The sequence below is a fragment of the Pannonibacter indicus genome, from assembly GCF_001418225.1.
Classification (GTDB): domain Bacteria; phylum Pseudomonadota; class Alphaproteobacteria; order Rhizobiales; family Stappiaceae; genus Pannonibacter; species Pannonibacter indicus.
On sequence record NZ_LIPT01000003.1, the window covers coordinates 19320 to 39363 of the forward strand.

A 20044-nucleotide genomic window follows, 5' to 3' on the forward strand; every position below is an offset into this window, starting at 1 on the left:
TTCGGCCGCCGGATTAAGATCCGGTTCATTCAATGAATTGATCCAGTGCACCGGAAGATAAAATTCTTCGGAGCAAACGGACATCATGGGCAGACTATCCCTTTCCTTCACCAACCTCTCGTTCCTGTACAAGGTCTGGGGCGGGTTTGGTGCGATTCTGGTTCTGACTGCGCTTGTCGGCGGTCTCGGCATTTTCACGCTGACGGGGCTTTCGCAGCGCAGCGAGATCACTGATGAGGCACTGGCCACGATCACCGGGCTAAAGGCGCTCTCGGCCGCACGCGAGGCCTTCCTGCAGCCGATGTTCGGCATGGGGCTGAATTCAAGTTGAGCGAAGTCACTCCGGAACTGCGTGCCCAGATCGGCGAAACGCTCGATACGATCAAGAGCCAGGCTGAAAAGCGTGAAGGCTCCCGGTTCAAGGTCGTGCAGACGGGGCTGCTTGAGCAAGCCACCGCCCTGCACGCAGTTCTGCCTGTGATGCTGGATGAAACCAGCCTCGTCAACCGCATGGGCCAAAAGAGGGAAGTGGCGGACCGGACCGCGTCCTGACGACCCAGATCATGGAAGCCCGCTTTGCCATCTATGGCGCGCTGGACCGGGCACTGGATGATGCCAACGGCCTGCAGCAGAAACTGGCCGCCCTGACCCGGATCGGGCAGCAGGCGCTCGAAATCTCCGGCTCGATCTCCAGCGTGAAGACGGACACCACCAGCTTCGTTGCGGATATGGGCGATACGGACCCCAATGCGGTGGAGCGGCTGCGAGTCGAGCAGGAGCAGGCCGCCGGCCAGGCTGTCAGCATGGCGCGCCAGCAGAAGGTGGATGCGCTGATTTCCGGCTTCCGCACGACCGCACAGAACCTGATCGCATCTGTCGGCAGCACGGCCGGCAATCTGGACAGGACGGCGCAGCGCCTTGCCGTCATCGCCCGCGAAAGCTCGGAACGCGCCAGCCAGACGGCCGTTGCCTCGGAAGTGGCGCTGGCCGGTATGGACAGCGCGGCTGCGGCGGCCGAAGAATTGTCCATGTCCGTGCAGGAAATCGGCAATCAGGTCTCCCGCACCACCCAGGTGGTCAATCGCGCAACGCATGCCACGCAGGAAACCAGCGCCAAGGTGGACGGTCTTGCGGCAGCGGCGGCCAAGATCGGCGAGGTGATCACCCTCATTCAGGCCATTGCCGCCCAGACCAACCTGCTCGCCCTCAACGCCACCATCGAAGCGGCGCGGGCCGGGGAGGCCGGCAAGGGCTTTGCCGTTGTGGCTTCCGAGGTGAAGGAACTCGCCAACCAGACCTCAAAGGCAACCGAAGAAATCGCCGCACAGGTCAATGCCATCCAGCATGCCACCAGCGACTCGGTGGCTGCCATCACCGGCATCAGCGAAACCATGGCTGAGGTGGACAGTTACACGGGTGCCATCGCATCGGCCATGACCCAGCAGAACTCGGCCACCTCGCACATCTCCCGCAGCGTGCGGCAGGTGGCGGACAGCTCTTCGGCTGTCGCAGGCAACATTCAGGAACTGTCCAACGCCGTTTCCGAAACCAGCATCTCCGCCGATGTGCTGCTCGACGCTTCAGAGGAGCTGAACAGCAAGACGCGCATGCTCAAGGAAGAAGTCGGCCGCTTCCTCGCCGAAGTGGCGGCGGCGTGAGACAGGGGGAGGAAGCCGCCTCCTCGCTCTCCGAGGCCGCTTATTGCATGCACACATCGTGCTGAAAGAATTTCAGGGCAGCGCGACAAGGTGGCAGCCGTTGTTTACCCCGCACGGCGTTTCACCCCCTCCCCTCAAGGGGGAGGGGAAATGAAAGGCCTCAGTCAGAGAAGTAAAACTCTGAAACTGCTCATCTTTTCCAGCATCAATGAAACAGTTGCCAGGTCCTCACTGCGTTCGGCCCGGGGTGACGCCTCGTGTGCCTTGCTGTCCGTTTCTCTTCCGCAGGAATGTGAAGCGGGGCAGTGCCCCGCTTCGACCTTGCCTCAGGCCGCAGCAACAGCGCGTTTGGCCATGACGGTGACGAGGTTTGCCCGGTACTCGGCAGAGCCGTGGATGTCGGAGAGCATGCCGTCCGCCTCAAGGGCAATGCCTGCCACCGCATCTGCCGACCACTTGGCCGCAAGGGCAGCTTCCATCGCCTCTGCCCGGAACACACCGCTCTGACCAGCGCCGGTGACGGCGACGCGCACCGAGCCATCCTTGTGGCGGGCGACGAACACGCCGGCCATGGCATAGCGGGAGGCCGGATTGGGGTATTTGGCGTAGGCCGATTTTTCCGGAACCTTGAAGCTGATGGCGGTGATGATCTCGCCGTCCTCCAGCGCCGTTTCGAACATGCCCACAAAGAAGTCTGCGGCGGCGATGTCGCGCTTGTCCGTGTGGACGGTGGCATCCAGCGCCAGCACGGCGGAAGGATAGTCCGCTGCCGGGTCGTTGTTGGCAACGGAGCCGCCAATCGTGCCCATGTGGCGCACATGCGGATCGCCGATGCCGCCGGCAAGGCTGGCAAGGCCTGGGATCAGGCGGCGGACGAGATCGGAACCGGCCACATCCGCATGTTTGGTGCCTGCACCGATACGCAGCGTGCCGCCGCTTTCGGTGATGCCTTGCAGCTCCGCAATCTGGCCGATGTCAATGAGGTCACTCGGCGCGGCAAGGCGCTGCTTCATGGTGGGGATCAGGGTCTGGCCGCCGGCCAGCAGCTTGCCGTCATCCGCCTTGGCGATCAGGCTGGCCGCTTCGGCGACCGACGCGGCCCGGTGATAGCTTGTCTCATACATCTTGTTCGGTCTCCTCAAAGGAAAGCGTCAGCAGAGGGCAGGGCCGGGCGCAGCCATCTGGCGCGCCCGGTCCCGCTTGTGTCAGGTTACTCAGCCGCCAGAGGCTGGCGGGCGTTGCGGATCGCCTCCCACACCCGCTGGGGCGTGGCGGGCATGGCAAGGTCGCGGATGCCGAGGGCATCCGTGATGGCGTTGATGACGGCCGGGGGCGAGCCGATGGCACCGGCCTCGCCACAGCCCTTCATGCCGAGCGGGTTGCCCGGGCAGATGGTCTCGGTCGTCAGCAAGGTGTAGGACGGCACGTCATCGGCGCGCGGCATGGCGTAATCCATGAAGGAGCCGGTCAGAAGCTGGCCGCCCTCGTCATAGGCGGCATTTTCCAGCAGCGCCTGGCCGATGCCCTGCGTCAACCCGCCATGCACCTGGCCTTCCACGATCATCGGATTGATGATCTTGCCGAAGTCATCCGCTGCCACAAAGTTGATGATGGCGGTCTTGCCGGTTTCCGGGTCGATTTCCACCTCGCAGACATAGGTGCCGGCCGGGAAGGTGAAGTTGGTGGGATCGTAGAACGCCCCTTCCTTCAGCCCCGGCTCCATGCCGGCCGGCAGATTGTGGGCGGTATAGGCGGCGAGTGCCACCTGGAAGAAGGGCAGGGACTTGTCCGTGCCCGCCACCTTCAACTCGCCGCCTTCAAACACCACGTCGCCTTCCGCCGCTTCCATCAGATGGGCAGCGATCTTCTTGGCCTTGGCCTCCACCTTGTCCAGCGCCTTGACGATGGCAGACATGCCGACCGCGCCGGAGCGCGAGCCATAGGTGCCCATGCCGAATTGCACCTTGTCCGTGTCGCCATGGACGATGGACACGGTGTCCGTATCAACGCCAAAGCGCTCAGCGACGAGCTGGGCAAAGGTCGTTTCGTGACCCTGACCATGGCTGTGCGAGCCGGTAAGCACCTCGATTGTGCCGACCGGGTTGACCCGCACTTCCGCAGATTCCCACAGGCCGACGCCTGCGCCCAGCGAGCCGACGGCCGCTGACGGGGCGATGCCGCAGGCCTCGATGTAGCAGGACAGGCCGATGCCGCGCAGCTTGCCCTTGCGGGCCGCTTCCGCCTTGCGGGCCGGGAAACCGGCATAGTCGATGGCCTTGAGCGCGGCATCCAGCGTCGCGTCATAGTCGCCCGCGTCGTAGCACATGATGACGGGCGTCTGATGCGGGAAGCTGCGGATGAAGTTGCGGCGGCGGAATTCGGCCGGGTCGAGCCCGACCTCCCGCGCTGCCGTCTCCATCATGCGCTCGATCAGATAGGTGGCTTCAGGCCGTCCTGCACCACGATAGGCATCGACCGGCGTGGTGTTGGTATAGACGGCCTTCACGTTGCAGTGGATGGCCGGGATATCATACTGGCCGGAGAGCAGCGTCGCGTAGAGATAAGTCGGCACGGAGGAGGAGAACAGCGACATATAGGCGCCGAGGTTCGCCACCGTGCTGACCCTGAGGCCGATGACCTTGTGATTGGCATCAAGCGCCATCTCCGCATGAGAGCGGTGGTCGCGGCCATGGGCGTCAGTGAGGAAGGCTTCCGTGCGGTCGCAGACCCATTTCACCGGACGGCCCGTGCGCTTGGAAGCCCACAGGCAAACCATCTCTTCCGGGTAGATGTAGATCTTCGAGCCGAAGCCGCCGCCCACATCCGGTGCGATCACGCGCAGCTTGTGCTCGGGTGCGATGTTGTAGAAGGCGGAGAGCACCAGACGCGCCACATGCGGGTTTTGCGAGGTGGTGTACAGGGTGAAATGCTCTTCGGCTGTGTCGTAGTCGGCGAGCGCGGCGCGCGGCTCCATCGGGTTGGGCACCAGCCGGTTGTTGGTGATGTCCATCCGCGTCACATGAGCAGCCTTCTCGAAGGCGGCATTGGTGGCCGCTTCATCGCCGATCACCCAGTCATAGATCAGGTTGCCCGGCGCTTCCGGGTGCAGCTGCGGCGCACCCGGTTCAAGGGCGGCGACCGGATCGGTCACCACCGGCAGCTCCTCATAGGACACGAGAACCGCGTCGGCCGCATCGCGGGCCTGGCCCAGTGTTTCGGCAATGACAACGGCCACCGCCTGACCGGCATAGCGCACGGTTTCCGGCTCCAGCGCCCGCCAGGCGCCCATCTTCATCGGGCTGCCGTCGCGCGAGTGGATCATCCAGCCGCAGATCAGGTTGCCGACGCCATCCCCCACCAGCTGCTCGCCGGTCAGTACCGCCTCGACACCTTCCATCTCCAGCGCGGCGCTGGCGTCGATGCCGGTGATGCGGGCGTGGGCATGGGGCGACCGCACGAAGGCCGCATAGGTCATGCGCGGCGCGGTCAGGTCATCGGTGTACCGGCCCTTGCCGGTGATGAAGCGCTTGTCTTCCTTGCGTAGCGCACGTGCGCCAATGCCTTGAACTCCCATGGCATAACTCCCTCAGACAGGTTTCCTGCAAGGCCTTTGCCCGCAGGCCGTTTCCTTGTTCCGCAGGACCGGACGCCGCCTCCTCACGGCATCTTGTCCAGCCCTCCGGCTTGTCGTGTGCCGTGCAGGTTTCGCGTCCGCACGGATGGGGATGCTCTGCGGCGCCTTGAGGGGCTCAATCGCCGCACGGGCCTGGATCTACTCTGCGGCCGCCCGCAGGCCGGCCATCTGGTCGGCGGCCGCCTTGATGGCCTTGACGATGTTGTGATAGCCGGTGCAGCGGCAGATGTTGCCTTCCAGCTCGTGGCGGATGGTGGCCTCATCCAGATTTGCGCCATGCCGCTCGATCATGTCCACGGCGGCCATGATCATGCCGGGGGTGCAGAAACCGCACTGCAGGCCATGATGCTCGCGGAAGGCCGCCTGCACGGGATGCAGCTCGTTGCCATTGGCGAGGCCTTCGATGGTGAGCACCGTGGCCCCTTCCGCCTGTGCGGCCAGCATGGTGCAGGACTTCACGGCCTTGCCGTTAACATGCACCACGCAGGCCCCGCATTGGGACGTGTCGCAGCCCACATGGGTGCCTGTCAGGCCCTGCGCCTCGCGCAGGTAGTGAACGAGCAGGGTCCGGTCCTCGACAGTTGCCGAGACCTTCTTGCCGTTCACAGTCATTGATACTTTTGCCATTCATACCTCCCTCAATTGGTCCCGTTCTCTGGTCGCGTCACCAGCGGGCTAAAAGATGTTCTGCTCCTTACCTGCTCATGATGGCGAGGATGACGATGATCGCCGCCAGTGCGGCGAGACCCCAGACCACCGGCCCGCCAAAACTTCCCTTCACCGCCGCAGCTTCGACTGTCTCCTCAGCCTCATGCACGGCGTGTCCGATCGTTTTCTCCACGTCCTCAACCGCATGGACAACGGCGTCGCCCGCCTGTTCCATCGCAATCGAGCGGGCTTCTTCCAGTGTGCCTGCGTCCGGCGCGCCGTCTTCGGCCGTTGCCGTGGCAGCCGCGTCTCCGGCAACCATCTGCGAGAAATTGCCGAAGAACTCGTCGGCCATCTTGCGGGCGGTGCTGTCGATCAGGCGGCTGCCCAGCTGGGCCAGCTTGCCGCCCACCTGTGCCCTTACGGTGTAGGTGAGAATGGTGTCCCCGCCGTCTTCGGCAAGGTGCACATCGGCGGAACCCTTTGCAAAACCCGCAACGCCACCCTTGCCTTCTCCGGCGATGGTGTAGCTTTCCGGCGGGTTGAGATTTTCAAGCGTGACCGCGCCCTGGAATTTTGCCTTCACGGGGCCGATCTTGGCGGTGACGGTGGCCGTCATTTCCGCCGGCGAGGTCATCTCCAGGCTCTCGCAGCCGGGAATGCATGCTTTCAGCACGTCCGGATCGTTCAGGGCATTCCAGACATCGGTTCGCGGTGCCGGAATGCGGTACTCCCCTGTCATGTCCATTGCGTTTCGTGCCTCTCTCTCCTCGGGGGCAGGTTCGCTGCGGCTCTGGTGCCTGTGGCGGCTCACCGTCCGCTTGCCGTCCGCAGCCGGCCCGTCCCATATGGCTCTTGTCTTGCGTCCTCCCAAGCGTGCCGGACTGGAAGGCAGCTGGCAAGCCCATGGGAAAAAGAAGAAAGATCGAAGCCAGAGCCTGGCAGATGTCACCGTCGCGCGTCTTGTCCGCCTGCTTCCCCCTTGCGCCCCTCCCAGGGCTGCCAGGCTGCGTCCTGCCCGGCAAGGATTTGGAGTGTGCGCTGCTCCTGCGTAAGGGAAAAGACCTGTGCGGCAATAAAGCTGGCCTGATCTGTCGCAGATTTGAGACAGGCAGGGGGATCAGCCGTCGAGGCCGAACTGGCTCATCTTGCGGTACATGGTGGCCCGGCTGATGCCGAGGTCCCGGGCGGCGGCCGAGACATTGCCTTTTGCCCTGGCAAGGGCGCGCCGCAGGGCTGCTTTTTCTGCCGCGCGTGGATCTTCCTCCGCTGCCGTGCCGAGATGGATGGCTGCGCCGGGGCCAGAGGCAATGATGGCGTCGGTCAGGCCCAGCATCTTGCGGGCATGGCGCGTCGCGCCGGCGATTACATCATCCGGGGCCAGCGCCAGAAGAGACACGCCGCCCTGTCCATGCCCCTTGGCAACGACGATGCGGCACCCCGGAAAAGCGGCGCGAAAAAGGTCGCTTTCCATCGCACGCGCACTTTCGTTCACCACCATGGCCAGCACCTGGGCGAATGCGAGGGAGAAATCCCGGCGGCAGCTCGAAATGTCCAGCACCGCCGCCAGTTGCCCCGTGTGATCGAAGATCGGGGCGGCAATGCAGCTTAGTTCCGTGTTGATGACCCGGAAATGCTGATCCTGATGCACGATCACCGGGCGTTTTTCGATGGCGCAGGTGCCGATGCCGTTGGTGCCCTGCTGCGCCTCGCTCCACATGCCGCCCGCCGTCAGGCCCCAGCGGGCAAATTCGCTTTGATCTCCCGGCGCCTCACGGGTTTCCAGGACAAGGCCATCCTTGTCACTCAGCAGGATGCTGCAGCCGCTTGGGGCAAGCGTTGCATTCAGCCTGTCGAGGGCAGGACCAGCGACTTCGAGCAGGGACCCCATCCGGTCGCGCGCTTGCGCAAGGGCGTGTTCTTCCACCCGCGCCGCAGGCCGGTCCAGATTGGGATCAAGGCCATGATACAGCATCGAACGGCGCCAGGAGGCCGCCACCAGAGAATGAGCTGCGCAGCCGTTGTTCTCGACGGTCTCCCGCACCCGGTCTGCGTGCTTGCGCGTCGCATCATGAGAACCTGGCAGCATCTAATTCCCCCCCCATACATGATGCATCACTCACCCTGTACGGGCACAGCCGATCAAATTCGCACCAGCTTGTCAAAGTAATTTCTGTAGAAATTTCAATTGTAAGTCGAGAGATCTGATGCCCTTGCGGCGGTTTTCGCATGGACCATAAAGCCGGCGAGCCGATTGACCGCAGGCCCGCTCCGCCCTAATGGCTGAGACAATACCGTGTTATCGAGACTTCCGGAAAGTTTTGCCCGTGGCCCAGGCCCCTCAAACCCCGCAAACGCCCGCCGCCGCCGTTGAAACCGGCCATGCCTCCCTGCCCGAGCGCGGAGCGGCCGCTTCTGCTGCCACCCGTCCGGGCCTGCCGCCTGCGGCCCGCTGGCCGGTGATCCTGGAAACCGCCGGGTGGAAGGACTATGCCCTGCTGGATATGGGGCGCGGGCAGAAGCTGGAGCGCTATGGCCGCTTCACAGTTGTCCGGCCCGAACCGCAGGCCATGGGCCGGCCGCGGCTGAAGCAGTCGGTCTGGGACCGGGCCGATGCGGTCTTCACCGGTGATGTGGACGAGGAGGGCCCCGGCCGCTGGAAATTCGCCGGCAGTGTGCCCGAGACCTGGGAAATGGCCTATGGCCCGGCGCGCTATTTCGGCCGCTTCATGTCCTTCCGCCATGTGGGGGTCTTCCCCGAGCAGGCGCCGCATTGGGACTGGGTGATGAACAAGGTGCGGCAGGCCCGTGCCGCCGAGCCAGGCCGTCAGGTCAAGGTGCTGAACCTTTTCGGCTACACCGGCCTTGCCTCGCTGCTGCCCGCTGCCGCTGGCGCCCATGTCACCCATGTGGACGCCTCCAAGAAGGCGATCGCCTACGCCCGCGAAAATCAGGATCTGTCCGGCCTCGGCGATCTGCCCATCCGCTGGATCCTGGAAGATGCCAGCAAGTTCGTCGCCCGCGAAGTGCGGCGCGGCAGCATCTATGACGGCATCATCCTCGATCCGCCGAAATATGGCCGCGGCCCCAAGGGCGAGGTGTGGGACCTTTTCGTCAACCTGCCGGAAATGCTGGACATGCTGCGCCAGCTGCTGTCTCCCAACGCGCTCTTCATGATCCTGACAGCCTATGCCATCCGGGCTTCTTTCCTGTCGGTGCATGAACTGATGGCCGAAACCCTGTCGAAGCAGGGCGGCCTGCTGGAATCCGGTGAGCTTGTCATCCGTGAGGAGAAGGGCGAGCGCTGCCTGTCCACATCCCTCTTTTCCCGCTGGAGCGGCGTATGAGCGAGCAAAGACCCCGCATTGGGGCGGTGAAGCAGATCACCAGCCATTCCAACCCGGTCATCAAGGAGATCAAGGGCCTCGTCGCGCTGCGCAAGCACCGCACGCAGTCCGGCCTCTTCGTGGCGGAAGGGCTGAAGCTGGCGACGGATGCGCTCGAGGCCGGCTGGACCGTGCGCTATCTGGCGCTGGGGCCGGAGGCGCGGGACAATCCGATTGCCCAGAAGGCAGCCGCCACGGCCAAGTCGCGCGGCGCGCTGATCCTTGAGGTGAACACATCCATTCTGGAGGCGATCACCCGCAAGGAAAACCCGCAGATGGTGGTTGGCGTCTACGAGCAGCAGCTGACGCCGCTGGAGCGCATCGACCCGGCCCAGTCCACCGTCTGGATCGCCCTCGACCGGGTGCGCGATCCGGGCAATCTGGGCACGATCATCCGCACGGCCGACGCAGTGGGGGCTTCCGGCGTCATTCTCATCGGCGACTGCACCGATCCCTTCGCGGTGGAAGCCGTGCGCGCCACCATGGGCTCGCTGTTCCACGTGCCGCTGGTCAAGACCTCAGCGGACGCCTTCAAGGCGGTGATGGCGAAGTGGCCGGGCACGGTGGCGGGCACTCACCTTGCCGGTTCCGTCGATTACCGCACGGTGGACTACCGGGAGCCGGCGCTGCTCGTGATGGGCAACGAGCAGCAGGGCCTGTCCGGTGATCTGGCTGCAGCCTGCAAGACACTGGTGCGCATTCCGCAGGCCGGGCAGGCGGATAGCCTCAATCTGGCGGTGGCCACCGGCATCACACTATACGAGATCCGCCGCAAGAAACTGAGCCTCTGAACCCCAGGGAGAGACGCCATGCGCCTGTTCATCTTCGGAGTTGGCTATTCCTCGAAGGCTTTCGTGGAGCGCATCCGGCACCGCTGCAGCTGGATCGGCGGCACCACGCGCTCGCAGGCCAAGGCGGAGCAACTGAAGGCGCTGGGCGTCGAACCTTTCCTCTTTGACGGCACGCAGCCGGGCAAGGGCATTCGTGAAGCACTGGCCGGCGCGACCCACGTGCTGCAGTCGATTGCGCCCGATGAGGCAGGCGATCCGGTGCTGACGCATCACGGCGCGGATGTTGCCGCAGGGCGCCCGCAGTGGATTGGCTATCTCTCCACCGTCGGCGTCTATGGCGACCATGATGGCGCCTGGGTGGACGAGGACACGCCCTGCCGCCCGGTGTCGCGCCGCTCGGTGCAGCGGGTGGAGGCTGAAACCGCCTGGCTGGAGTTTGCCGCGAAGGAGGATCTGCCGGTGCAGATCTTCCGTCTGTCCGGCATCTATGGACCGGGCCGCAATGCGCTCGTCAACCTGCGCAATGGCACGGCGCGGCGCCTGGTCAAGCCGGGTCAGGTGTTCAACCGCGTTCGGGTCGAGGATATTGCCGGCGCGTTGGAAGCGTCCCTCGCAGAGCCGAAAACCCGGATCTACAATGTAACCGATGATGAGCCTGCACCGCCGCAGGATGTCGTAACCTATGCCGCCCGGATTCTGGGGGTGCAACCGCCTCCGGAACAAGATTTTGAGACAGCGGAACTTTCGCCGATGGCACGCTCCTTTTACGGGGAGAACAAACGTGTCTCAAATGCGCGGATCAAAAGAGAATTGGGATTTGAATTTTCATACGCAAACTACCGGGAATCGCTAGACCAATTAATGGAGAATTAAACGCTGTTATATCTATCAATATACAACCCGCAAAGATTGCAAGGATTTTCCGGTGGATTGACTTCAGATTGAATATTCTTGACCGGATATGCTCTTAATTTGGCCGATGTGACCTTTAATTGCGCAGTTTCATTCATTCTTAACTGGCTTATTTCAGCCTTGTGCATGTAAAAAGCACGAGGCTCATCATGAAGAATGTCTGCGCCGCTTCGATTCTTGGTTTGCTTGCAATGGGGTTGCACTCCGCTGCTCTGGCCCAGCCATCCGCTCCCGATCCTGCGTCCCTGATCACCCCGGCCGTGATCGAGAGCATACGCGCGGAACTGGACAATCCCATTGTGCCGCTATCGATCAAGGCCCAGAACCAGAAGCGCGGCATGATCTCGCAAGCAGAGATCGATGCGCTGGACAAACAGTGGGTGGATGAGCGCAAGGCGGGCGACAAGCCTCTGATCGCGGCCACACTGTCGGCGCCGCTGTCCACCTATCTGCTGCGCATGCAGGCCGGAAGCCTGGGCCTCTATGCCGAGATTTTCGTGATGGATGCCAATGGGCTGAATGTCGGCCAGAGCAGCATCACCAGCGACTACTGGCAGGGTGATGAGGCCAAGTTTCAGAAGACATTTCCCCTCGGCGCCGATGCCGTCTTCATCGACAAGGCCGAATGGGATGAAGACCTGAAGGTCTGGCTCTCTCAGTTGAACATCACGATTGCCGATCCCGAAAGCGGAAAGCCCATTGGCGCTGCCACCATCGAAATCAACCTGACCGAGCTCGAGCGCCGTTCAGGCGCCGGAAGCTGACGGGAGGCCAAAGATGCTCAAGAATCTCTCTGTTGCCCAGAAGGGCATTTCCGCCTTCGCCGGGTTGTCGCTGATCAGCGTCGCGGCGGGTCTGACCACCTATTACAAGACCGTCGCTGCCGCCGACGCGGTGACTGCCATGTCACAGCACTATCTGGTTGCCACGCAGATCGACGATCTTGAAATTTCCTTGATTCAGGAGAACCTTGAGCTGAAAGTCTTCCTGCTGACGGGAGACCGTGAGGCACTTGCCCGTGCCCAGGCGATGGGAGAGGAGGTCAAGGGGCTGCTCGCCACGCTTGGCAGCAGTGTGGCGGATGTTTCTCCATCCGATGCCGGTCTGGTATCTGAAATTGCAACGACGCTGAATGCCTGGCAGGTGCAGTTTGTCGATGCGCAGGTCCAGAACATGCGCACGCCCGAAACGGTGGATCTCGCTCGTGCGATGGAATTGTCCGGTGAAGGCAATGCATTGCAGGCCAAGGCTACTGCGGCGATTCACGCGCTGGAAGATGCAATCGACACGAAGATCGAGCAGCTGGCGGAAGTCGAGAAGGAAGCCCTGTCCGCTGCCCGCACAATTGCACTGGGCAGCGCGGGCCTGATGCTGCTCTTTGCCATGCTTTTCGGGTTTCTGAACTTCCGGCTGGTTTCGCAGCCGTTGAAGACCCTGTCCGGCGTGCTCGGGCGTCTTGCCAGTGGTGATCTGAACGCACAGGCGAACCTGGGCGGCCGGCGCGACGAGATTGGCGACATGGCCAGTGCCATGGAAGTTTTCCGCGAGAACATGCTGCGGACCCGCGAGCTTGAAGCGGCTGGCGAGCGTCAGCGTACCGAGGCCGAAGCGGCGCGCAAGCGTGGCATGGACGAAGTCGCCAGTTCATTCGAGGCGGCCATCCTCACCATCTCCGACGAGATGATCGGTGGGCTGACGAACCTCAAGGGCACGGCCTCCTCTCTGGCGACCATCGCCAGCGAGACAACCCGCCAGGCTTCTTCCGTCGCCGAGGCGTCCCAGCACACGACGAACAATGTCAACACGGTCGCCAGCGCCACGGAAGAGCTCTCGGCTTCTATCGCCGAGATCAACGAGCAGGTGCACTCCGCCTCGAAGGTGGCCGCCAGGGCGGAGACCGAGGTGGACCGGTCCAATCAGGCGGTCGGCAAGCTGCAGGATGTGGTGGTGCGCATCGGTGACGTGACACGCCTCATCAATGATATCGCCAACCAGACCAACCTGCTGGCCCTGAACGCCACCATCGAGGCAGCCCGTGCGGGTGAGGCAGGCCGAGGATTTGCCGTCGTCGCCAGCGAAGTGAAGGCGCTGGCGGAGCAGACCGCCAAGGCGACGGAAGAAATCGACAGCCAGATTTCCGAAATGCGCGTGGCAGCATCCGAGTCCATTGAAGCGACGGCCGCCGTGGCTGAAATGGTAAAGCTGATTTCCGAACGCACCACAGCCATGGCAGCGGCGACCGAGCAGCAGAATGCGGCGACCAATGAGATCGCCCGCAACGTGTCTCAGGCGGCCAGCAGCACCCATGGCGTGACGCACTCCATCGGCACTGTGAGCAATTCGGCGCAGCAGACCGGGGTTATCAGCGAGGACATGCGCCGGGCCATCGAGGAATTGCATGACCGCTCTGCCCGAATGCGGCAGGCGATGACGGACTTCCTCAATCAGGTGCGCGTTGCCTGAGGGCGCTGGACCGTCTCAAGACTGGATACACCGGCGTCGATTAGCACAAGGCCGGGTCACCTGACCCGGCCTTTGCTTATTGTATTTTCGCAGAAAGCCACAGCGCACTTGAAATGCAGTACGATACCCCCTACGTAAGGGACCGTGCAGCAATGCCGCAGTCTGCTGGAAGGATGCGGAGAAGAGGCCGTTAGGCTTCTGTTAACCACGCAAGTGTGAAGCTGACACAAGGCAGCCACCAGTCATTGCTGACAAAAGGTGGCGATCCTCCAATGACAACTGTCATAGAGCCGTCGAAGAAGCCAGCTATAGAGCTGGCCGGTGACCTATGATGTAACGTAAAGAAAGAAGAAAAATGGACCACGGAAATGTAAAGTGGTTCGACATGCACCGGGGAATTGGTGTGATCGAACCTCAGGAAGGGGACGACGTCCTCGTTGATCTGGCGAGCCTGCGCCGTTCCGGCATAGGCAGCCTGCATGAAGGCCAGCTTGTTGCCTTCGACATGGCCTTCCGCGCCGGCCGCAGCATGGCCGAACATGTGAAAGTGCTGTAAGCCGCCGCATTCCTGCGGCTTGCAGCTTGTTCCTTGCCCTCGCGTTTCTGCCTGTGGATGGATGACGTTTCTGGAAGACGGACTGATGCAACGTTCGCCCGGAAATGCCTGCAGGATTGCCATCAGAAACGCGCAAGGCTCCCCCGGCGGTCTCACTGGCCGCCGCCAAATCTCCTCCTCTCAAATCGGCAGAACGTGGGTGTCCTTGACATCCTCCATCACCGCGTAGGTGTGCGTTTCGCGCACGCCCGGCAGGTTCAGGATCACCTCTGCCAGAAACTGCCGGTAATGGGTCATGTCGCGCACGCGGCTTTTGATGAGATAATCAAAGCCGCCTGCGACCATGTGGCATTCCAGTACTTCGGCCGAGCGGGCCACCGCTGACGCAAAGGCGTCGAAGACGTCCGCCGTCGTCTTGTCCAGCTTCACTTCCACGAACACCAGCAGCCCGAGATTGAGCTTCTGCGGGTTCAGCTCTGCGGTGAAGCGCAGGATGTAGCCCTCGCGGATCAGCCGTTTCATCCGCTCGGACGTGGCGGTAGCGGACAGACCGATCTTCTCGGCCAGATCCGTGTTGGTGATCCGCCCATCCTCCTGCAACGCGCCCAGGATTTTTCGGTCGATCCGGTCAAGGTTCGGAATATTCTCCATCAAGAGGCCTCATTTCCAGAAAATATCAGGTTTGATAGCCTGTATTTGGCGAAAACCAAAGCGGGATTGCAGGTAATCTGGCGGAAAGCCCTGTTGCGCCCTGCGCCTGCCGGAGATCCGATCGTGAAGTCTGCGTCTGCCCCGCTTGCCCCTGCTCTCACCGCTTCGCCTTTCCGCGCGGAATTCGCCCCCGATGATGGCGCGCTGGTGCGCCGCATGCTGGCGGAAACCCGCCTTGCCGCTGATGCAGAGGCGCGGATCGACGCGAAGGCTACGGCCTATATCGAAGAGATGCGCGGCGCCCGTTCGGGTCTTGGCGGCGTCGAAGACTTCATGCGGGAATTCGGCCTCACCACCCGCGAGGGCCTTGCCATGATGGTGCTGGCCGAGGCGCTGCTGCGCGTGCCGGATGCGGCCACCGCCGACAGGCTGATCGAGGACAAGCTGGCCGCCGCCAAGTTCGGCGAGGGGGAGGGGCGCAAGTCCGACACCTGGCTCGTGTCCGCCTCCTCCTGGGCGCTGGGCGTCACCTCGCGGCTGCTGCATCCGGGCGACACGCCGGACAGCATCCTCACCAGCCTCGTGCGCCGCATCGGCATGCCGGCCGTGCGCACGGCAACGCGGCAGGCCATGCGTCTTCTCGGCCACCAGTTCGTGCTGGGCGAAACCATCGAGGATGCGCTGAAGCGTGCCAAGGTTCTGGAGCCGAAGGGCTACCGCTTCTCCTATGACATGCTGGGCGAGGGTGCGCGCACGCAGGCCGATGCGGAACGCTACTTCCGGTCCTATGCCGCCGCCATTGAAGCCATCGGCAAGGCCGCCGGGTCCCGCCCCTTGCCGGACCGGCCGGGCATTTCCGTCAAGCTTTCGGCGCTGCATCCGCGTTATGAGGCGGTGAAGGAAAAGCGGGTGATGGCCGAGCTGCTGCCCCGCGTGCTGGACCTTGCCCGTATGGCGCGCGCCCATGACCTCAACTTCACCATCGACGCAGAGGAGGCCGACCGGCTGGAACTGTCTCTGGACCTCATCGCCCGGATCGTGGCCGATCCGGTGCTGGACGGCTGGAACGGTTTCGGCCTTGCGGTGCAGGCCTATCAGAAGCGCGGGCAGGAGGTTGTTAGCTGGCTTATTGATCTGGCGCGCCTTCACAACCGGCGCCTGATGGTGCGGCTCGTCAAAGGCGCCTATTGGGATACGGAGATCAAGCGGGCGCAGGAGCGGGGGCTCGCAGACTATCCCGTCTTCAGCCGCAAGGCCGCGACGGACCTGTCCTATCTCGCCTGCGCTCGCCGCCTGCTGGCCGCGCGCGATGTCATCTATCCGCAGTTCGCCACCCACAATGCGCTCACCGTTGCCCAGATCCAGGAAATGGCAGGCAAGCCGGAAGGCTTCGAGTTCCAGCGCCTGCATGGCATGGGCGAAAGCCTCTACAAGGCCGTGGTGGAGCGCGATGGTTATCCCTGCCGCATCTATGCGCCCGTCGGTGGTCACAAGGACCTCTTGGCCTATCTGGTGCGCCGCCTGCTGGAAAATGGTGCCAATTCCTCCTTCGTCTCCATCGTGGGTGATGCCAGCATTCCCGCAGCAGACCTTTTGAAGCGTCCTGTGGAGCTGCTGGAAGGCGGTGAGCGCGCCCGCAACCGCTCCATCGCGCTGCCCGCCGATCTCTATGCCCCCACCCGCCGCAATTCCGCCGGGCTGGAACTGGGCGTCGAAGCCGAGCGCGATGCGCTGCTTTCCGGCATGGCCCGCCAGAGCTTCCCGGCCGTTACCGCCCGCCCGCTTGTGCCGGGCCATGATGTTGCTGCCCGCCCGCGCGCCTTGCTTTCGCCCATCGATGGCAGCCTTGTGGCCGGTGAAGTTGCCGAGGCTGATGCCAGGCTGGCGGCAGCGGCCATGGAGGTTGCGGCCAGGGGTTTTGAGATCTGGTCCCGCACGCCGGTGGAAGACCGCGCTGCCGCGCTGGACCGGATGGCGGATCTGATGGAAGAAAACCGCGACCGGTTGATGGCGCTTCTGGCCGTGGAAGCCGGCAAGACGCTGACGGATGGTATCGCCGAAATCCGCGAGGCGGTGGACTTCTGCCGCTATTATGCCGCTGAGGCGCGCGGGCTCTTCGGCGAAGGCCGCCTGATGCCCGGCCCGACGGGCGAGGAAAACCGCTACCGCCTGCGCGGGCGCGGCGTCTTCGTCTGCATTTCGCCCTGGAATTTCCCGCTCGCCATCTTCCTCGGGCAGGTGGCCGCCGCGCTTGTCGCGGGCAATGCGGTGGTGGCCAAGCCCGCCGAACAGACGCCGCTGATTGCCCATGAGGCGGTGCGCCTGTTCCATGCCGCCGGTGTGCCGGAAACCGCGCTGCTCTATGTGCCGGGCGACGGCGCAGTGGGCGCAGCGCTGACCTCCCATCCGCAGGTGGCGGGCGTTGCCTTCACCGGTTCGACCGAAACCGCTTGGGCCATCAACAGCGCCCTTGCCGCCCGGCGCGGGCCCATCGTGCCGCTGATTGCGGAAACCGGCGGCATCAATGCCATGCTGGTGGATGCCACCGCCCTGCCGGAACAGGTCTGCGATGATGTGGTGACCTCCGCCTTCCGCTCCGCCGGGCAGCGCTGCTCGGCCCTGCGGCTCTTGTTCCTGCAGGAGGATGTGGCGGATCACCTTCTGGAGATGATCGAAGGTTCGGTGCGCGAGCTTACTCTTGGCGACCCGCGCCTTGCTGAAACCGATATCGGCCCGGTGATCGACCGTGAAGCGCGGGACAACATCCTCACCCATGTGCGGGTGATGGAATCGGCCGGGCGGCTGAAATTCTCCGGCAAGGAGCCGGACGTGACCCTCGCGGGCGGCACCTATGTGGCCCCGCAGATCATCGAACTGGAACGGCCCGAGGACCTGACGCGCGAAGTCTTCGGCCCGGTGCTGCATGTGGTGCGCTACAAGGCAAAGGACTTTGGCGCCATGCTGGAAAAGATCGCCGCCTCCGGCTACGGCCTGACGCTCGGCGTCCATTCCCGCATCGATGCCACGGTGAAGCAGGTGGTGGACCGGCTGCCGGTGGGCAATGTCTACGTCAACCGCAACATCATCGGCGCTGTCGTCGGCACCCAGCCCTTCGGCGGCGCGGGCCTCTCCGGCACCGGCCCCAAGGCCGGCGGCCCGGCCTATCTGCAGCGCTTCGCCCTCGAACAGGTCATCTCCCTCAACACCGCCGCCTCCGGCGGCAACGCCAGCCTGCTGGCCCATTCGGGGGAGTAGGGGGAGATGCAGGTTTCTCAGGGATTACCCCCCGAGAAACCCTTCCAGCACGTTGACGCAGTTGGAGCCGAGGGCGTCGACGGCGTAGCCGCCTTCCATGACGAAAAGGGTGGGCTTGCCGAGGCGGGCGAGCCTGGCGCCGAGGCGCAGGAAGTCTTCCGGCACGAAGCGGAATTGCGAGATCGGGTCGTTTTCGTAGGTGTCAAGACCCAGCGAGACGATCAGCACGTCCGGGGAATAGACCGTCAGCCAGCGGCAGGCTTCTTCCAGCGCCTTTGAATAGCCTGCCCAGCCGGTGCCGGGCGGCAGCGGCCAGTTGTGGGTGAAGCCCTTGCCGGCCTTTTCGCCCGTCTCGTCCGCATGGCCGAGGAAATAGGGGTATTCTTCCCTGGGGTCGGCGTGGATGGACAGGAACATCACGTCGGCGCGCTCGTAGAAGATCGCCTGGGTGCCATTGCCGTGGTGATAGTCCACGTCAAGGATGGCGACGCGCGCGGCGCCCTGATCGCGCAGCCACTGGGCGGCGATGGCGGCATTGTTGAGGAAACAATAGCCGCCGAAGTAATCGGCTGCCGCGTGGTGCCCCGGCGGGCGGCAGAGGGCGAAGGCGGAGCGGTCCCCCTCGCGCAGGAAGCGGGCGGCGGTCAGTGCCGAATTGGCGCTGGCCGTGGCCGCTGCCCATGTGTGCTCGCCCAGCGGCGTGCCCGCATCAAAGGAGAAGCGGCCCAGCAGCCCGTCGATGTGGCTGGGCGTGGGGGCTGCGCGCAGCTGGCGCACGGGCCAGACGAAGGGAAAGGCCTCGCCCTGCCGCCCGGCAGCGGTCCAGCGGCTCCAGAAACTTTCGAGGAAGTCGAGATATTCGCCTGTGTGCACCCGCTCCAGCGGGGCGCGGCCAAAGTCCTGCGGCGTCCACAGGGGGCCGATCTTGCGGGCAAGGATCTCGCTGCGCACCATCTCCGCCCGGCTGGGAATTTCCACGGCGGGTTTCAGCATCCCGTCCGAGATTTCCATCTTCGGGTCATGGGTCAGCTGGACGGGCGAAAAAACGGTCTTCATGCGGTGCGGCTCACGGCTGGAAGCGGAACTCGGTCACCTGACTATAGGTTGTTCCGGGCCGCAGAACAGCCCCTGCGAAGCTTGGATTGTTGGGACTGTCCGGCCAGCGCTGAGGTTCCAGGCAAAGCCCGGCATGCGGGCCATAGCGCCGCCCCTCCAGCCCCTCGTAGGGCAGGCCAAGGCCTGAGGCATCATAGAACTGGACGCCCGGTTCGGTGGTCCAGAGCTCCATGGAAACGCCCGAGGTCCCGCCTTCCAGCACGGCCGCAAGGCGCAAGGCTTCCGAGGGTGTGTCCGCCACGCAGAAATTGTGGTCGTAGAGCACCCGTGCGTGGTCCGCGCCGGTCCGGCGGATCGGCCGCTTGGTGCGGAAGTCAAAGGCGGTGCCCGCGACGGGCAGGATTTCGCCGGTGGGGATGCAGTCTGCATCGACCGGCAGATAACGGTCGGCAAGGATTTGCAGCCGGTGGCCGCTGATATCGCCGGAACTGTCGAGATTGAAATAGCTGTGATGGGCGAGGTTGACCAGCGTCGGCTGGTCCGTCTCTGCGCTCATCTCAAGGCGCAGCGTGCCGGTTTCCAGCAGCGTGTAGCGGCAGCGCAGCTCCACATTGCCCGGATAACCTTCCTCGCCATCGGGTGAGGTCAGCGTCAGAAGCAGGCTGGAGGCGGAGCGTTCCGCAATCTTCCAGAGCTTCTTGTCATAGCCGCACTGGCCGCCATGCAGATGATTGCGGCCCTTCTCGTTGCAGGTGACCTGATGGGACACCCCATCCAGCGTGAAGCGGCCGGCGGCAATGCGGTTGGCATAGCGCCCGCAGGTGCCGCCGAAATAGGCGCCGTGGGCCTGATAGTCCTCAAGCGTGTTGAGCCCGAGGACCAGCGGGCGGCCATGAAGGCGCAGGTCCCGGAGGGTTGCGCCATAGGTCAGAACGGCGGCTTCGAGGGAACCGGCCCTCAGCGTGACTTCATTGACGGTTTCACCGCCGGGAAGGGTGCCAAAGGGCCGGATCATGTTGTTGCCGTCCGCTCGG

18 protein-coding genes are annotated in these 20044 nt (G+C 63.8%); 10 read left to right on the forward strand and 8 right to left on the reverse strand.

The annotated features are described in order from the left end of the window. Nucleotides 1-85: 85 nt before the first annotated feature. Genes ASC48_RS05890 through ASC48_RS05900 form a run of 3 tightly spaced genes read left to right on the forward strand, consistent with a single transcriptional unit; the run spans nucleotide 86 to nucleotide 1658 of the window. Entirely contained in the window at nucleotides 86-331 is a 246-nt protein-coding gene (locus ASC48_RS05890; protein WP_055454878.1) for a hypothetical protein, read from the forward strand. Beyond that, nucleotides 328-552 carry a hypothetical protein gene (locus tag ASC48_RS05895; protein ID WP_055454879.1) on the forward strand — a complete coding sequence of 75 codons (225 nt, stop codon included), beginning with the start codon at nucleotides 328-330 and terminating at the stop codon, nucleotides 550-552. Before ASC48_RS05890 ends, ASC48_RS05895 begins: the two co-directional genes overlap by 4 nt. Before the next feature lie 11 nt (nucleotides 553-563). Continuing rightward, nucleotides 564-1658, forward strand: coding sequence for a methyl-accepting chemotaxis protein (locus tag ASC48_RS05900; protein WP_055454880.1), 1095 nt, complete (start codon nucleotides 564-566; stop codon nucleotides 1656-1658). A gap of 326 nt (nucleotides 1659-1984) precedes the next feature. Here the strand turns inward: ASC48_RS05900 and ASC48_RS05905 are convergent, their stop codons facing one another. The 5 genes from ASC48_RS05905 to ASC48_RS05925 form a co-directional block, all read right to left on the reverse strand. Beyond that, a complete protein-coding gene (locus ASC48_RS05905; protein ID WP_055454881.1) occupies nucleotides 1985-2782 on the reverse strand; it encodes an FAD binding domain-containing protein in 798 nt (265 codons plus the stop codon). A gap of 86 nt (nucleotides 2783-2868) precedes the next feature. Next, entirely contained in the window at nucleotides 2869-5232 is a 2364-nt protein-coding gene (locus ASC48_RS05910) for a xanthine dehydrogenase family protein molybdopterin-binding subunit (protein ID WP_055454882.1), read from the reverse strand. A gap of 198 nt (nucleotides 5233-5430) precedes the next feature. Beyond that, nucleotides 5431-5919, reverse strand: a complete 489-nt coding sequence (locus ASC48_RS05915; protein WP_055454883.1) for a (2Fe-2S)-binding protein — start codon at nucleotides 5917-5919, stop codon at nucleotides 5431-5433. Nucleotides 5920-5986: 67 nt separating this feature from the next. Then, nucleotides 5987-6688 carry an SRPBCC family protein gene (locus ASC48_RS05920; RefSeq protein WP_055454884.1) on the reverse strand — a complete coding sequence of 234 codons (702 nt, stop codon included), beginning with the start codon at nucleotides 6686-6688 and terminating at the stop codon, nucleotides 5987-5989. 372 nt (nucleotides 6689-7060) lie between these two features. Beyond that, on the reverse strand, nucleotides 7061-8029 hold the full coding sequence (locus ASC48_RS05925) for a GAF domain-containing protein (RefSeq protein ID WP_055454885.1): 969 nt from the start codon (nucleotides 8027-8029) through the stop codon (nucleotides 7061-7063). Nucleotides 8030-8267: 238 nt separating this feature from the next. On the opposite strand from ASC48_RS05925, the gene ASC48_RS05930 reads away from it, so the two are divergent. The 6 genes from ASC48_RS05930 to ASC48_RS05955 all read left to right on the forward strand — a co-directional run bounded on the left by ASC48_RS05930 (nucleotide 8268) and on the right by ASC48_RS05955 (nucleotide 14048). Next, nucleotides 8268-9287: a class I SAM-dependent rRNA methyltransferase gene (locus tag ASC48_RS05930; RefSeq protein ID WP_082440011.1), complete on the forward strand. Its 1020-nt coding sequence runs from the start codon at nucleotides 8268-8270 to the stop codon at nucleotides 9285-9287. After that, entirely contained in the window at nucleotides 9284-10117 is an 834-nt protein-coding gene (locus tag ASC48_RS05935; RefSeq protein ID WP_055454886.1) for a TrmH family RNA methyltransferase, read from the forward strand. Before ASC48_RS05930 ends, ASC48_RS05935 begins: the two co-directional genes overlap by 4 nt. An 18-nt stretch (nucleotides 10118-10135) precedes the next feature. Then, complete coding sequence (locus tag ASC48_RS05940; protein ID WP_055454887.1) at nucleotides 10136-10990, forward strand: SDR family oxidoreductase; 855 nt, start codon at nucleotides 10136-10138, stop codon at nucleotides 10988-10990. A gap of 230 nt (nucleotides 10991-11220) precedes the next feature. Then, nucleotides 11221-11793 (forward strand): hypothetical protein, encoded by a 573-nt coding sequence (locus tag ASC48_RS05945; RefSeq protein ID WP_167345117.1) that lies wholly within the window; start codon nucleotides 11221-11223, stop codon nucleotides 11791-11793. A gap of 13 nt (nucleotides 11794-11806) precedes the next feature. After that, nucleotides 11807-13492, forward strand: a complete 1686-nt coding sequence (locus tag ASC48_RS05950) for a methyl-accepting chemotaxis protein (protein WP_055454889.1) — start codon at nucleotides 11807-11809, stop codon at nucleotides 13490-13492. A 355-nt stretch (nucleotides 13493-13847) separates the two neighbouring features. After that, the gene (locus tag ASC48_RS05955; protein WP_055454890.1) at nucleotides 13848-14048 is read left to right on the forward strand and encodes a cold-shock protein; all 201 of its coding nucleotides are present in this window, start codon (nucleotides 13848-13850) and stop codon (nucleotides 14046-14048) included. 180 nt (nucleotides 14049-14228) lie between these two features. Here the strand turns inward: ASC48_RS05955 and ASC48_RS05960 are convergent, their stop codons facing one another. Continuing rightward, on the reverse strand, nucleotides 14229-14699 hold the full coding sequence (locus ASC48_RS05960; RefSeq protein ID WP_055454891.1) for an Lrp/AsnC ligand binding domain-containing protein: 471 nt from the start codon (nucleotides 14697-14699) through the stop codon (nucleotides 14229-14231). A 123-nt stretch (nucleotides 14700-14822) separates the two neighbouring features. On the opposite strand from ASC48_RS05960, the gene putA reads away from it, so the two are divergent. Then, nucleotides 14823-17954: a bifunctional proline dehydrogenase/L-glutamate gamma-semialdehyde dehydrogenase PutA gene (gene putA, locus ASC48_RS05965; RefSeq protein ID WP_055455257.1), complete on the forward strand. Its 3132-nt coding sequence runs from the start codon at nucleotides 14823-14825 to the stop codon at nucleotides 17952-17954. 24 nt (nucleotides 17955-17978) lie between these two features. On the opposite strand, the gene ASC48_RS05970 is transcribed toward putA, so the two are convergent. Both ASC48_RS05970 and ASC48_RS05975 read right to left on the reverse strand, forming a co-directional pair. Further along, on the reverse strand, nucleotides 17979-19010 hold the full coding sequence (locus tag ASC48_RS05970) for a histone deacetylase family protein (RefSeq protein ID WP_055454892.1): 1032 nt from the start codon (nucleotides 19008-19010) through the stop codon (nucleotides 17979-17981). A 10-nt stretch (nucleotides 19011-19020) separates the two neighbouring features. Continuing rightward, a complete protein-coding gene (locus tag ASC48_RS05975; RefSeq protein WP_055454893.1) occupies nucleotides 19021-20025 on the reverse strand; it encodes an aldose epimerase family protein in 1005 nt (334 codons plus the stop codon). Nucleotides 20026-20044 lie beyond the last annotated feature (19 nt).

Coding starts and splice junctions, on each gene's coding strand:
- ASC48_RS05890 (WP_055454878.1), top strand. CDS start 86: ATGGGCAGACTATCCCTTTCCTTCACCAACCTCTCGTTCCTGTACAAG.
- ASC48_RS05900 (WP_055454880.1), top strand. CDS start 564: ATGGAAGCCCGCTTTGCCATCTATGGCGCGCTGGACCGGGCACTGGAT.
- ASC48_RS05905 (WP_055454881.1), bottom strand. CDS start 2,782: ATGTATGAGACAAGCTATCACCGGGCCGCGTCGGTCGCCGAAGCGGCC.
- ASC48_RS05910 (WP_055454882.1), bottom strand. CDS start 5,232: ATGGGAGTTCAAGGCATTGGCGCACGTGCGCTACGCAAGGAAGACAAG.
- ASC48_RS05915 (WP_055454883.1), bottom strand. CDS start 5,919: ATGGCAAAAGTATCAATGACTGTGAACGGCAAGAAGGTCTCGGCAACT.
- ASC48_RS05920 (WP_055454884.1), bottom strand. CDS start 6,688: ATGGACATGACAGGGGAGTACCGCATTCCGGCACCGCGAACCGATGTC.
- ASC48_RS05925 (WP_055454885.1), bottom strand. CDS start 8,029: ATGCTGCCAGGTTCTCATGATGCGACGCGCAAGCACGCAGACCGGGTG.
- ASC48_RS05935 (WP_055454886.1), top strand. CDS start 9,284: ATGAGCGAGCAAAGACCCCGCATTGGGGCGGTGAAGCAGATCACCAGC.
- ASC48_RS05940 (WP_055454887.1), top strand. CDS start 10,136: ATGCGCCTGTTCATCTTCGGAGTTGGCTATTCCTCGAAGGCTTTCGTG.
- ASC48_RS05945 (WP_167345117.1), top strand. CDS start 11,221: ATGGGGTTGCACTCCGCTGCTCTGGCCCAGCCATCCGCTCCCGATCCT.
- ASC48_RS05950 (WP_055454889.1), top strand. CDS start 11,807: ATGCTCAAGAATCTCTCTGTTGCCCAGAAGGGCATTTCCGCCTTCGCC.
- ASC48_RS05955 (WP_055454890.1), top strand. CDS start 13,848: ATGGACCACGGAAATGTAAAGTGGTTCGACATGCACCGGGGAATTGGT.
- ASC48_RS05960 (WP_055454891.1), bottom strand. CDS start 14,699: ATGGAGAATATTCCGAACCTTGACCGGATCGACCGAAAAATCCTGGGC.
- ASC48_RS05970 (WP_055454892.1), bottom strand. CDS start 19,010: ATGAAGACCGTTTTTTCGCCCGTCCAGCTGACCCATGACCCGAAGATG.
- ASC48_RS05975 (WP_055454893.1), bottom strand. CDS start 20,025: ATGATCCGGCCCTTTGGCACCCTTCCCGGCGGTGAAACCGTCAATGAA.